Raw genomic sequence first — 12,637 nt, forward strand, 5'->3', positions numbered from 1 at the left:
GCATCAAAAAGCTCCTGACCGAAGTCAAGAGCCATCTAACACTGGGGGCGAATTGTTCAATCGCAATTTCAGTTCTTTAGAAACCAAAGTTTCAGGGATAGCACTGCAACCCGAAGAGTCAACGACTCAACCTGATTTTCCTACCAATGTTGAATTACATTTTAACATTGATAGACCAACATTGTCAACAGTTTAAATAAAAAAGGAATACCAGAAGGAGGATTAAGAATGTTTAGTTTGTTTGAATTTGCAGTAGGAGTTCGCCTCTTGATGTTTGTAGTCTTTGTAGCTTGTGTCTATGGGGGGAATGCCCTGTTTGTGCATCTGGAACACCGCAAAACAAAGTTCCTTTGGAAGCTTGCTTTTGTGACGCTCTATTCAATTTTTCTTCTCCTGGTCACCTATGTTGTCTGGTTCGTTTTCTACTTTGGTTTAAATGCCTAAAGTCAATTATTCATCTAAATATACAGAAAATCCACCTCGTCTTGATAGATGGGATGGACTTTTTCTATTTTTAGGTGCTATCTTTATTGTTATGACGATGATTTCTCACATCGAAAATCGAGTTGAAACATAAATGCATGATCCAAATTTTTTACAAAGAACCTTTCAATTTCCTTGTTCACTTTTCTATTCAAAAAAGATATAACTTTTTTAAATTTTTTGTGTAGAATTGCTTGTCTAAGTGGCAGGCCTCTTTTGTTTCAAAACAAAGAAAATTCCCATGCGCTAGCTTTTGTAGTATAATAGTAAACAGACAAAAAGATAGGAATATGTTATGAAAGTATTAGCTTTTGATACGTCCAGCAAGGCTCTTTCTCTAGCCATTTTAGAGGACAAGCAGGTTCTTGCTGAGACTATGATCAATATCAAGAAAAATCACAGTATCACCCTTATGCCTGCCATTGATTTTTTGATGTCGAGTCTGGACCTGACACCCAAGGATTTGGATCGCATCGTGGTGGCAGAGGGACCGGGCAGCTACACAGGTCTGAGAATTGCGGTAGCGACAGCCAAAACCTTGGCTCATACTTTGAACATCGAGTTGGTTGGCATGTCCAGCCTCTTGGCTCTGGTGCCAAGTCAGCAAGAAGGCTTGGTGGTTCCTATCATGGATGCACGCCGTAACAATGTCTATGCAGGATTTTATGAAAATGCCAAGGCTGTTTTTCCAGAAGCACACTTGTCTTTTGCGGAAGTGCTAGAGCAGGTCAAGGATGCTGAACAGGTAACCTTTGTTGGAGAAGTTGGAGCCTTTGTGGAACAAATCCAAGAGCATCTGCCACAAGCTAGCTACCAAGAAACCTTGCCAAATGCAGCTAATCTAGCTCTTTGGGCCTGGGATAAGGAAGCAGCCTCCTTGCACGACTTTGTGCCAAATTACCTCAAACGTGTCGAAGCTGAGGAAAACTGGCTCAAGAACCACACCGAGTCTGGCGAGTCCTACATTAAACGCCTATGATAGAGATCAAACGAATCCAAAAACAGCCTGAACTAGCTCAACCCATCTATGCTGTCATGGCAGCTGTTTACCCAGTCAGCCCGTGGACGCTGAAACAAATCCAAGCAGACCTGTCCCAAGATCAGACTTGGTATGCTCTGGCTTATGATGTGGCAGAAGTGATTGGCTTTCTAGCTGTTCAGGAGAATCTCTTTGAAGCAGAAGTCCTGCAAATCGCTGTAAAGAACGCCTATCAGGGTCAGGGAATTGCGTCAGCCTTGTTTGCAACGTTGCCGACGGACAAGGAGATTTTCCTCGAAGTCAGAAAATCTAATCACCGAGCGCAAGCATTTTACAAGAAAGAAAAGATGGCAGTCATCGCTGAGAGAAAGGCCTATTACCATGACCCAGTTGAGGACGCCATTATCATGAAGAGAGAAGTAGATGAAGGATAGATATATTTTAGCATTTGAAACATCCTGTGATGAGACCAGTGTTGCTGTCTTAAAAAATGACGACCAGCTCTTGTCCAATGTCATTGCTAGTCAAATCGAGAGCCACAAACGTTTTGGGGGCGTAGTGCCAGAAGTGGCTAGCCGTCACCATGTCGAGGTTATTACACCCTGTATCGAGGAAGCACTGGCAGAAGCAGGAATTACCGAAGAGGACGTGACAGCTGTGGCGGTCACCTATGGACCAGGATTAGTTGGAGCTCTACTAGTTGGTTTGTCAGCTGCCAAGGCCTTTGCTTGGGCTCACGGCCTTCCGCTTATCCCTGTTAATCACATGGCTGGGCACCTCATGGCAGCTCAGAGTGTGGAGCCTTTGGAGTTTCCTTTGTTGGCACTCTTGGTCAGCGGAGGACACACCGAGTTGGTCTATGTGTCAGAGGCTGGGGATTACAAGATTGTTGGGGAGACACGAGACGATGCAGTTGGGGAGGCTTATGACAAGATCGGTCGTGTCATGAGCTTGACTTATCCAGCAGGTCGTGAGATTGACGAGTTGGCCCATCAAGGACAGGATGTGTATGACTTCCCTCGTGCCATGATCAAGGAAGATAATCTGGAGTTTTCATTCTCAGGTTTGAAGTCTGCCTTTATCAATCTTCACCACAATGCCGAGCAAAAGGGAGAAAGCTTGTCTACAGAGGATTTGTGTGCTTCCTTCCAAGCAGCAGTTATGGACATTCTCATGGCAAAAACCAAGAAAGCCCTAGATAAATACCCTGTTAAAACCCTTGTTGTCGCAGGTGGCGTGGCAGCCAATAAAGGCCTCAGAGAACGCTTGGCAGACGAAATCACAGATGTCAAAGTCATCATTCCACCCCTGCGTCTCTGTGGAGACAATGCAGGTATGATTGCCTATGCCAGTGTCAGCGAGTGGAACAAAGAAAACTTCGCAGGTTTGGACCTCAATGCCAAACCAAGCCTTGCCTTTGATACCATGGAATAAAGAGTCAGCTTGAAGCTGGCTTTTTTGCTAAAATATTTTAGGTAACTATATATCAGTTTACACTAGACACAATATATAGTGCTTACAAGAATATCAAAAAGGCGACTTCCAAGAGGAAATCGTCTTTTTCATGCTTATTTCAAAAATTCATACTCAAATAGGAATGGCACAATTTCAGAATTATAATACTCTTTTACCATTGTTTTCAATGTATTCAAGTGTCCGTTTAATTCGGGATAGTTATAGATTGTTTTATCATTTTCATCTTTTTCAGATGTGTTAAGCTCATCAATAATCTGATAAACTGAATACGTTAATTTAGAATTATAATTTTTCGTTTTCTTAGCTTCTGTTAGGACTTTTTCCCATTGTTCAAATAAATCAGTTTCTTTAGAACCTTGTTTCAATTTTGCTAAGTTAACTGTTGCTAGTGTATCTCCATTAGTGTTATCCAATGACAACTCATTTCGGTAGAATCGTCCATCAGAACCATATAAACTTCTCATGTGATTTTGCGTTTCAAGTGTTGTGAAGAGCAGAATTTTCAATAAGTCTTGTTCAATCTTGTTACTTGATACAGCTTTATTAAAACGTTCAGCGCCATCGGCAGATTTCATAATATTAGCACGCTGTGTCCAGTGACGATTATAAGTAATGTAGCGACTGGCGGCAAACATTGGGAGTTTCTCTAGGAAGTTGTCAGAGCGAAGGAAAAAGCCATGTCCATCATATCTACCTGCCATTATTAAGGTAGCGTGTAAATCTGGGTTATCAAATCCAGAACTATATACTGCCATATAGCCCAGAATGTTTGAATTAAATAAAGGAATAACACTCTTAGTTTTACCTTCATACTCTTTACCATTTAATCCTAGATAAAGTCCATTATTTTCATCATTTATGAACTTTCTTTTATCAAAGTACTTTTGGCTATACGTGCTATGTATCCTTTTAATAATGATATTATTTTCAGGAAGTAAATTTCCATCCTTATCAATATCATAGGCTTCTAATTTTAGTGACTCTAGTGCAACTTCTTCTTTACTCCAAAGAGCACACATAATCATCGCATGAATATTAGTGTGAAAGTGTTTGCGATTAAAAGCAAAACCACCTAAAAATTTTTGATTGATGAGATGCTGAGCTTTCCAATACTTTACAGGACTATAGACAATATAAGAATCTGTTGGTTGGCGTAAATAATATTTGAAAGCAGACCAGATAAAGATATTTCCGAGTTCGTTTGTCGCCTGTCCTTTAACCTCTTTTTTCATCTCCGTCACTAAAAAGCTCTTTTTCCAAGCAGATGATTTCTTACTAGTCCCAGCTTTTTGGTGTTCAATAGAAGTAGTCTCTGCATAAGGGGGATTCTCGTACATGATAATTGTCACTTTTGGGTCGTTGATATAGCGTTCAATAATTTCATTGTTAATGTATTCCTTGCTAAGAGCGTCAGCTCCTCGGACTAGTCCCATATTAAACGTATCTTCTTTCTCAGTTGGTGGGATAATGTGGCGAACCTTGTCACCTAGCAACTCAACAAGAACTTTATATTCATAGTATTCAATAGTAGAAAGGACGCAGTGACTTAGTTCCTCGTCGCTCATCAATTTCTCGAGGTTTCCAGTCCCAGCACATCTATCCAAAATAATATAATCATTTCCTTCTGGAACACGCTTAATAGCTTGTCGGACTAGCTCCAATGACTTTTCAACATAAGATTCAGGAGTGTAGAAAGCTCCTAAGTTTTTCTTTTGTAAAGTATCATTGAGTTTATCCATCAAATAGTGAAATTGTGCATTAGTTTCACCGATATAGGGATTGATAAATTCTTTTAGTTTCTCAGGTTTCCGAATTTCACCAATAATTTTAACTTTACCAGTTTGGTCACCGATAAAATCAGACTTTTTAGCTCCTTTGTTTTCACTATAAAAACGTTCCGCCCAACCAACAATACAGTTTTCGTCAATGTTAATTTTTGTGTATTGCTTTGAACGTAGTAAAGTAATGAGACGACTTTCATCTAGTTGGCTTTGACCGTATTCTAAAACCTCAAGAGGAGCATCAGAAGAAAAACCAGCTGTTTTAACACTTGCACCACCAAAATATACTTTTTCGATATGTGTTAAATATTCCTGACTATCAAAAACGTAGATTTTTTCATTCGTTAGCGATACAAGCAGAATGTTTTTAGGGATTTCTTTCCCTTTGATTCTCCGAGCAGATAGATATTTGATGGCTTGGAATAGAACAGAGTTAATATCATTGATAACAACTTTAAATTCAATCAGATTTCCATTTACAATACCATCTGTATAGTCTGTTAAAATATCATCTGTTTTCAAAGTATTATCAACAAGAGGTAGATAATCTTGATAAAACTTTAGTTGTCCATCAACTTCGTTTGAGAAATGGTTAGGCATATTGTAGCTCTCCATTTCTCTCTAAAGATAACTCAGAAAACTCAACATAAAAAGCCTTCTCACAAAAATGTGAAAATGCCTGTTTTAATGCTTGACAAAAAACACGTCCGATTACATAATCAGCGTGAGCTGTGAGCTGTGAGCTGTGAGCTGTGAGCTGTGAGCTGTGAGCTGTGAGCTGTGAGCTGTGAGCTGTGAGCTGTGAGCTGTGATTGCGTTCATAATACTTAATTTCCTTTATTTTTGTTACTTCTATTATATCAAAATTTTGAAATCCTGCGAAGAATTTAGACATTATTAAAAGACGATTTCCGTTTGTAAGTTGCCTTTTTGATATTCTCGTAAGCACTATATCTTGTGTCTAGTGTAAACTGGTATATAGTTCCAATATTTTATAATATATTAAAAAAGAAAAGTATTTACGAATGGAATAGTAAAGAGGGTTTTGGACAGGAGTTTGGTCATGATTGAAAAGATGGCATTGGGAGAATTTTACAAGGAATTGCGATTGGCTAGAAAACTCAAGCAGTCAGATGTAGCTTGTGATGGACTGACAGCATCTCAGCTATCCAAGTTTGAGTTAGAGCAGTTTTCGTGTTATACTTTCTTTATTTCATAGTATAGGAGAAAATAGAATGAAAAAGATAGTCTCACGCTACTACCTTATTATAGCCATTTTACTTGTCATTGCTGATCAGTTCTTCATTCGTTTGCTTTTACATAGCGACCTTGCTACTGGTCTATCTGACTTTGCTTATTATTTGTCAGATATGATGTTGCATTTTCTTGTAGTTCTGCTTGCTTTTATTGTTATGATTTGGTCAGGGAAATGGCAGAAAATTAACAGTCGAAAATTTAGAGGTTTGAACTGCACCCCAAAAGTTAGATTTTTTCTGTCTAACTTTTGGGGTGCAGTTCATTTTTCAGTCTTTTTTATTTCGACTGTCTGTTACTAGTTTTTGATCAATCCTTTGTTTCCTCAAAATTTAGAGAACAAATCTCAAAATGTAATCGGAAAATTCAAAGTTTGTCAGTCTGAGTCTTTTCTTGTATAGTAGAAATATGAAGTTTAAAAAAATAGTCAGTAGTTTGCTTTCTCTTGGAGCTTTACTCATGCTTTTATCAGCTTGCCAGAATATCAAAAAGGCACAACTGGTCTTGTTTGAATCCCTTTCGTTCGGTATGTCTCCTAAATCTGTTGAAGAAGTATTGGGAAAGGCTAGCGAGGTGGAGGAAGAAGAGGAAATGGCCTATCGTGATACTTGGCGTGCAGAAGACCCGTATTTCTATAAAACAGGCCGCCTTTTCTATCACTATGAGCAGATTACTTTGAAAGGCTATCCAGGCCGAGCGACCTTTACATTTTCAAAATCGCATCACTTGGAAACAGTAGCGGCTTATTTTCCCGTTACCTCAAAAGCTGAGCAGGAAGCATTGATCAATAACTTATCCCAGACTGTAAAAAAAGAACTTGAAGAACTCCCAGATTACCAGTCCATGACAACTGATACAGTAGGTCTCTATGATGACGGTTATCGCTACAAGGTCAAGTTGAAGGGACAACAGTGGGAGCTCTGGGTTGATGTCTATCCAACAGAAAATAAATATGCTACAGACACAGAAACCGATAAGTATACTATCCGAGTGGATCAATTTCTTATGTATCCATGATGCTTCCTCTTCAGCACTTTTTGCTGGCAATAGGTTTCGAATCCGAAACTTTTTTCTCTTCTTTGAATATGTTATAATAGTCCGTGCTGTGGCTGTGATGACAAACAGTCGCAATTGGAGAGAATATGAGGAGAAGGATGAAAGAAAAAGGATTTTGGGAAGGTGTACAGGCGGCCATGCCGACTGCCCTTGGCTATGTCAGCATTGGACTGGCTTGTGGGATTATTGGAGCGCCCTATGTGACACCTGTTGAGATGGGCTTGATGAGCCTCTTTGTTTATGCTGGGAGCGCCCAGTTTGCCATGTTGGCACTGATTGCGGTACAAGCGCCTGTGGCAGCTATTGCTATGACGGTCTTTTTGATCAACTTGCGACTCTTTTTGCTGAGCTTGCATGCATCGACCTATTTCCGTCATACTAGTCTCTGGCAAAATATTGGCATGTCCAGTCTCCTGACAGATGAGACCTACGGGGTTTTGATGGGAGAATTAGCCCATACAGACAAGGTCCATCCTATGTGGATGCACGGGAACAATCTCAATAGTTATGTAGCCTGGTTTATTGGGACAGTTGCGGGGACAGCTTTAGGTGGGCTTCTTCCAAATCCTGAAGTCTTTGGCTTGGACTTTGCCCTTGTTGGGATGTTTATCGGGATTTTTACTTCGCAATTTCAGATTATGCAAAGACGGGTTCCTGTACGGAATCTGCTGCTGATCCTAGCCGTTGTTGCGGTGTCCTTCTTTTTGCTCTTGACAGTGGTGTCTCAGTCGCTAGCTGTTCTGTTTGCGACCTTGCTAGGTTGTACTATGGGGGTGGTCTTAGATGGTCAGTAAGTATCTTTTGTTAGCTGTTATCTTTTCAGGCCTAGTGACTTGGATTCCCCGCATGATTCCCTTCATCTTGATCAAGTATAAGGGCTTGCCTGCTATCGTTGAGCGGTTTTTGAAGTTCTTGCCTGTTTCCATTATTTTTGCCTTGATCCTTTCAAGCGTAGTGACTGGCAAGGTTGGGAGCCTTCCTCAGATCAAATGGCTGGACTTTTTAGCAGTCTTTCCAACGGCTTGGGTAGCCTTTCGCTACCGCAATCTAGTGGGGACAGTTCTTTTTGGGGTAGTCTTGATTGCAGTCTTGCGTCTGGTCTTTTAGTCAGCCATAAAAAAAACCTATCACCGAGATAAGTATCATATAATGGCGAAAAAAAATATTTTCTGTTAAGATAGTAAAGTATTCTATTTTGGAGGAAATGACATGAAAAAAATCGTCAAATATTCATCTCTTGCTGCTCTAGGACTTGTTGCCGCAGGTGTACTAGCAGCTTGCTCAGGCGGAGATAAGAAAGATACTGCAACTAGCGAAGCAGCATCTGGTAAGAAAGAAATTATCGTTGCAACCAATGCTTCACCAAAACCATTTAACTACGAAGAAAATGGCGAGTTGACTGGTTATGAGATTGAAGTAGTCCGTGCTATCTTTAAAGACTCTGACAAATACGATGTCAAGTTTGAAAAGACAGAGTGGTCAGGTGTCTTTGCAGGTCTTGATAGCGACCGTTATCAAATGGCTGTGAACAATATCAGCTATACCAAAGAACGTGCTGAAAAGTACCTTTATGCAGCTCCAACTGCTAAAAACCCTAACGTTCTTGTAGTGAAGAAAGACGACGACAGCATCAAATCACTTGATGATATCGGAGGCAAGTCTACTGAGGTTGTTCAAGGTACAACATCAGCTAAACAGCTAGAAGATTATAACAAACAACACGCAGATAATCCAACTGTTCTTAACTACACTAAAGCGGACTTCCAACAAATCATGTCTCGTTTGAGCGATGGTCAGTTTGACTACAAGATTTTTGATAAAATCGGTGTTGAAACAGTTATCAAGAACCAAGGTTTGGACAACTTGAAAGTCATTGAACTTCCAAGCGACCAACAACCTTACGTTTACCCACTTCTTGCTAAAGGTCAAGATGAGTTGAAATCATTTGTAGACAAACGTATCCAAGAACTCTACAAAGACGGAACTCTTGAAAAATTGTCTAAACAGTTCTTCGGGGACACTTACCTCCCAGCAGAAGCTGATATCAAATAGTCGTATGAAATCATCCAGTCTGAGAAAGGCGGATGATTTCTCAATTTTTAGGTATATAGTTTCAAACTATATGTCTGCCTATCTAATAACAATTTGCTAAATCAAATAAAGTATGAGATACTATTACGGTATTATTTTTAAAGGAGATAGAATCATGAAAATTAAAAAATGGCTCGGTGTAGCAGCTCTTGCTACAGTCGCAGGTTTGACTCTTGCAGCTTGCGGAAATTCAGAAAAGAAAGCAGACAACGAAACAGTTGTCAAAATTGCAACAGTTAACCGTAGCGGTTCTGAAGAAGCACGTTGGGATAAAATCCAAGAATTGGTTGAAAAAGATGGAATTAAATTGGAATTCACAGAGTTCACAGACTATTCACAACCAAACAAGGCAACTGCTGATGGCGAGGTAGACTTGAACGCCTTCCAACACTACAACTTCTTGAACAACTGGAACAAAGAAAACGGGAAAGACCTTGTAGCGATTGCAGATACATATATCTCACCAATCCGCCTTTACTCAGGTAAAAATGGGGAAGAAAACAAGTACACTAAAGTGGAAGAAATCCCAGATAACGGTGAAATCGCCGTACCAAACGATGCAACAAACGAAAGCCGTGCGCTTTACTTGCTTCAATCAGCTGGTTTGATCAAATTGGATGTTTCTGGAACTGCACTTGCAACAGTTGCTAACATCACAGAAAATCCAAAGAACTTGAAGATTACTGAATTGGACGCTAGCCAAACAGCTCGTTCATTGTCATCAGTTGATGCTGCCGTTGTAAACAATACCTTCGTTACAGAAGCAAAATTGGACTACAAGAAAGCACTCTTCAAAGAACAAGCTGATGAAAACTCAAAACAATGGTACAACATCATTGTTGCGAAAAAAGATTGGGAATCATCACCTAAGGCTGATGCCATCAAGAAAATTATCGCAGCTTACCACACTGATGAAGTGAAAAAAGTTATCGAAGAAACATCAGACGGTTTGGACCAACCAGTTTGGTAATAAGACACAGGGAGGTGGGAGAGAGTTTCCACCTCTTGCTTTTGTATAGAGAGTTGATTTTAAAGAGGCGCTTGTGGTTGTTCTGAGGACACAAGTACGTAGTAGAAAGAGAGAGAAAATGGTTTTTCCTAGCGAACAAGAGCAGATTGAAAAATTTGAAAAGGATCATGTGGCCCAACATTATTTTGAAGTCTTGCGCACCTTGATTTCCAAGAAATCAGTCTTTGCCCAGCAGGTTGGACTCAAGGAAGTCGCAAACTATCTGGGTGAGATTTTCAAGCGTGTGGGGGCTGAAGTGGAGATTGATGAGACTTATACGGCTCCCTTTGTCATGGCGCATTTCAAGAGTTCGCGTCCGGATGCCAAGACCTTGATCTTCTATAATCACTATGACACCGTGCCAGCGGATGGCGACCAGGTGTGGACAGAGGCTCCTTTTACCCTTTCTGTGCGAAATGGCTTTATGTATGGACGTGGGGTTGACGATGACAAGGGCCACATCACGGCTCGTTTGAGTGCTCTGAGAAAGTACATGCAGCACCATGATGATCTGCCTGTCAATATCAGCTTTATCATGGAAGGGGCAGAGGAGTCTGCTTCCATGGATCTAGATAAGTATTTAGAGAAACACGCAGACAAACTCCGTGGGGCAGATTTGTTAGTTTGGGAACAAGGGACCAAAAATGCCTTGGAGCAGTTAGAAATTTCTGGTGGAAACAAGGGAATTGTGACCTTTGATGCCAAGGTAAAAAGTGCTGATGTGGATATCCACTCGAGTTATGGTGGTGTTGTGGAGTCGGCGTCGTGGTACCTTATCCAGGCCTTAAGTAGCCTGCGAGCTGCTGATGGACGTATCTTGGTAGAAGGCTTGTATGAGGATGTTCAAGAGCCAAATGAACGAGAACTAGCCTTGGTAGATGCCTACGCCCAACGCAATCCTGAGGAAATCAGTCGCATTTATGGTTTGGAATTGCCTCTCTTACAAGAGGATCGTGTAGCCTTTCTAAAACGTTTCTTTTTCGAGCCAGCCCTTAATATCGAAGGGATTCAGTCAGGTTATCAAGGGCAAGGGGTTAAAACGATTTTGCCAGCAGAAGCCAGTGCCAAGTTAGAAGTTCGTTTGGTTCCTGGCCTAGAACCGCATGATGTTCTGGAAAAAATTCGGAAACAGCTAGACAAAAATGGCTTTGATAAGGTAGAATTATACTATACCTTGGGAGAGATGAGCTATCGAAGCGATATGAGCGCACCAGCCATTCTCAATGTGATCGAGTTGGCCAAGAAATTCTATCCACAGGGCGTTTCAGTCTTGCCGACCACAGCGGGGACAGGGCCTATGCATACGGTCTTTGATGCCCTAGAGGTACCAATGGTGGCCTTCGGTCTAGGAAATGCCAATAGCCGAGACCATGGTGGAGATGAAAACGTGCGAATCGCCGATTACTACACCCATATTGAATTAGTAGAGGAGCTGATTAGAAGCTATGAGTAGAGATATTATCAAGTTAGATCAGATTGATGTGACTTTTCACCAAAAGAAGAGAACCATCACAGCGGTCAAGGATGTGACCATTCACATCCAAGAAGGGGATATCTACGGAATCGTTGGATATTCTGGAGCAGGGAAATCAACCCTTGTACGGGTGATTAACCTCTTGCAAAAACCATCTGCAGGGAAAATTACCATTGACGACGATGTGATTTTTGATGGTAAGGTCACTTTGACGGCGGAGCAGTTACGTCGGAAACGTCAAGATATCGGGATGATTTTCCAACACTTTAATCTGATGAGCCAGAAAACGGCCGAGGAGAATGTGGCCTTTGCCCTTAAACATTCTGGACTCAGCAAGGAAGAAAAGAAAGCTAAGGTAGCTAAGTTGTTGAACTTGGTTGGCTTGGCAGATCGTGCTGAAAACTACCCTTCACAACTATCTGGAGGGCAAAAACAGCGTGTAGCCATTGCACGTGCCTTGGCAAATGATCCGAAAATCTTGATTTCAGATGAGTCAACGTCTGCCCTTGATCCTAAGACAACCAAGCAGATTTTGGCCTTGTTGCAAGATTTGAACCAAAAATTAGGTTTGACGGTTGTTTTGATTACGCATGAAATGCAGATTGTCAAAGACATTGCTAATCGTGTGGCAGTTATGCAGGATGGTCGTTTGATTGAAGAAGGCAGTGTCCTTGAAATCTTCTCAGACCCTAAACAACCTTTGACACAGGACTTTATCTCAACTGCCACAGGTATTGATGAAGCCATGGTCAAGATTGAGAAGCAAGAAATCGTAGAGCACTTGTCTGAGAACAGTATTTTAGTGCAGCTCAAGTATGCGGGGGCTTCGACAGACGAACCACTTTTAAATGAATTGTACAAACATTACCAAGTAACGGCCAATATCCTCTATGGAAATATCGAAATTCTCGATGGCACTCCCGTTGGAGAATTGGTTGTGGTCTTGTCAGGGGAAAAAGCAGCGCTAGTAGGTGCTCAAGATGCCATCCGTCAGGCTGGCGTCCAGCTAAAAGTATTGAAGGGAGGACAGTAAG

The 12,637-nt window shown here is 41.0% G+C and carries 13 protein-coding genes and 2 pseudogenes; 13 read left to right on the forward strand and 2 right to left on the reverse strand.

Going from position 1 to position 12,637, the window contains the following annotated elements; genetic code table 11:
• The first annotated feature begins 228 nt into the window (after positions 1-228).
• The 4 genes from BWR56_RS00670 (at position 229) to tsaD (ending at position 2,896) form a co-directional block, all read left to right on the forward strand.
• Positions 229-444: a hypothetical protein gene (locus BWR56_RS00670; RefSeq protein WP_000492028.1), complete on the forward strand. Its 216-nt coding sequence runs from the start codon at positions 229-231 to the stop codon at positions 442-444.
• A 334-nt stretch (positions 445-778) separates the two neighbouring features.
• On the forward strand, positions 779-1,462 hold the full coding sequence (gene tsaB, locus BWR56_RS00680; protein ID WP_049504628.1) for a tRNA (adenosine(37)-N6)-threonylcarbamoyltransferase complex dimerization subunit type 1 TsaB: 684 nt from the start codon (positions 779-781) through the stop codon (positions 1,460-1,462).
• A complete protein-coding gene (gene rimI / locus BWR56_RS00685; protein ID WP_049504631.1) occupies positions 1,459-1,896 on the forward strand; it encodes a ribosomal protein S18-alanine N-acetyltransferase in 438 nt (145 codons plus the stop codon). The genes tsaB and rimI overlap by 4 nt, the downstream gene beginning before the upstream one ends.
• Positions 1,886-2,896, forward strand: coding sequence for a tRNA (adenosine(37)-N6)-threonylcarbamoyltransferase complex transferase subunit TsaD (gene tsaD / locus BWR56_RS00690; RefSeq protein ID WP_049504632.1), 1,011 nt, complete (start codon positions 1,886-1,888; stop codon positions 2,894-2,896). The genes rimI and tsaD overlap by 11 nt, the downstream gene beginning before the upstream one ends.
• A gap of 134 nt (positions 2,897-3,030) precedes the next feature.
• On the opposite strand, the gene BWR56_RS00695 is transcribed toward tsaD, so the two are convergent.
• A complete protein-coding gene (locus tag BWR56_RS00695; RefSeq protein ID WP_231110161.1) occupies positions 3,031-5,241 on the reverse strand; it encodes a hypothetical protein in 2,211 nt (736 codons plus the stop codon).
• A 70-nt stretch (positions 5,242-5,311) separates the two neighbouring features.
• Positions 5,312-5,614: a hypothetical protein gene (locus BWR56_RS00700; protein ID WP_076984259.1), complete on the reverse strand. Its 303-nt coding sequence runs from the start codon at positions 5,612-5,614 to the stop codon at positions 5,312-5,314.
• Between the two features lie 168 nt (positions 5,615-5,782).
• Here BWR56_RS00700 and BWR56_RS00705 point away from each other — a divergent pair.
• The 9 genes and pseudogenes from BWR56_RS00705 to BWR56_RS00745 form a co-directional block, all read left to right on the forward strand.
• Positions 5,783-5,908, forward strand: a pseudogene (locus tag BWR56_RS00705) (MutR family transcriptional regulator); the annotation flags it as partial.
• A gap of 46 nt (positions 5,909-5,954) precedes the next feature.
• Positions 5,955-6,182 (forward strand): annotated as a pseudogene (locus BWR56_RS00710) (CPBP family intramembrane glutamic endopeptidase); the annotation flags it as partial.
• A 199-nt stretch (positions 6,183-6,381) separates the two neighbouring features.
• A complete protein-coding gene (locus BWR56_RS00715; RefSeq protein WP_076984262.1) occupies positions 6,382-6,990 on the forward strand; it encodes a hypothetical protein in 609 nt (202 codons plus the stop codon).
• Positions 6,991-7,127: 137 nt separating this feature from the next.
• Positions 7,128-7,823: an AzlC family ABC transporter permease gene (locus BWR56_RS00720; protein ID WP_000659752.1), complete on the forward strand. Its 696-nt coding sequence runs from the start codon at positions 7,128-7,130 to the stop codon at positions 7,821-7,823.
• On the forward strand, positions 7,813-8,136 hold the full coding sequence (locus BWR56_RS00725) for an AzlD domain-containing protein (RefSeq protein WP_076984263.1): 324 nt from the start codon (positions 7,813-7,815) through the stop codon (positions 8,134-8,136). Before BWR56_RS00720 ends, BWR56_RS00725 begins: the two co-directional genes overlap by 11 nt.
• A gap of 102 nt (positions 8,137-8,238) precedes the next feature.
• Entirely contained in the window at positions 8,239-9,081 is an 843-nt protein-coding gene (locus BWR56_RS00730; RefSeq protein WP_000724967.1) for an amino acid ABC transporter substrate-binding protein, read from the forward strand.
• A 154-nt stretch (positions 9,082-9,235) separates the two neighbouring features.
• Positions 9,236-10,090, forward strand: a complete 855-nt coding sequence (locus BWR56_RS00735) for a MetQ/NlpA family ABC transporter substrate-binding protein (RefSeq protein WP_000694533.1) — start codon at positions 9,236-9,238, stop codon at positions 10,088-10,090.
• A 118-nt stretch (positions 10,091-10,208) separates the two neighbouring features.
• The gene (locus BWR56_RS00740; RefSeq protein ID WP_049504641.1) at positions 10,209-11,582 is read left to right on the forward strand and encodes a M20 family metallopeptidase; all 1,374 of its coding nucleotides are present in this window, start codon (positions 10,209-10,211) and stop codon (positions 11,580-11,582) included.
• The gene (locus BWR56_RS00745) at positions 11,575-12,636 is read left to right on the forward strand and encodes a methionine ABC transporter ATP-binding protein (protein WP_049504642.1); all 1,062 of its coding nucleotides are present in this window, start codon (positions 11,575-11,577) and stop codon (positions 12,634-12,636) included. The genes BWR56_RS00740 and BWR56_RS00745 overlap by 8 nt, the downstream gene beginning before the upstream one ends.
• Position 12,637: the final 1 nt, after the last annotated feature.

Source organism: Streptococcus oralis, from assembly GCF_001983955.1.
GTDB classification, from domain to species: Bacteria; Bacillota; Bacilli; order Lactobacillales; family Streptococcaceae; genus Streptococcus; species Streptococcus jiangnanensis.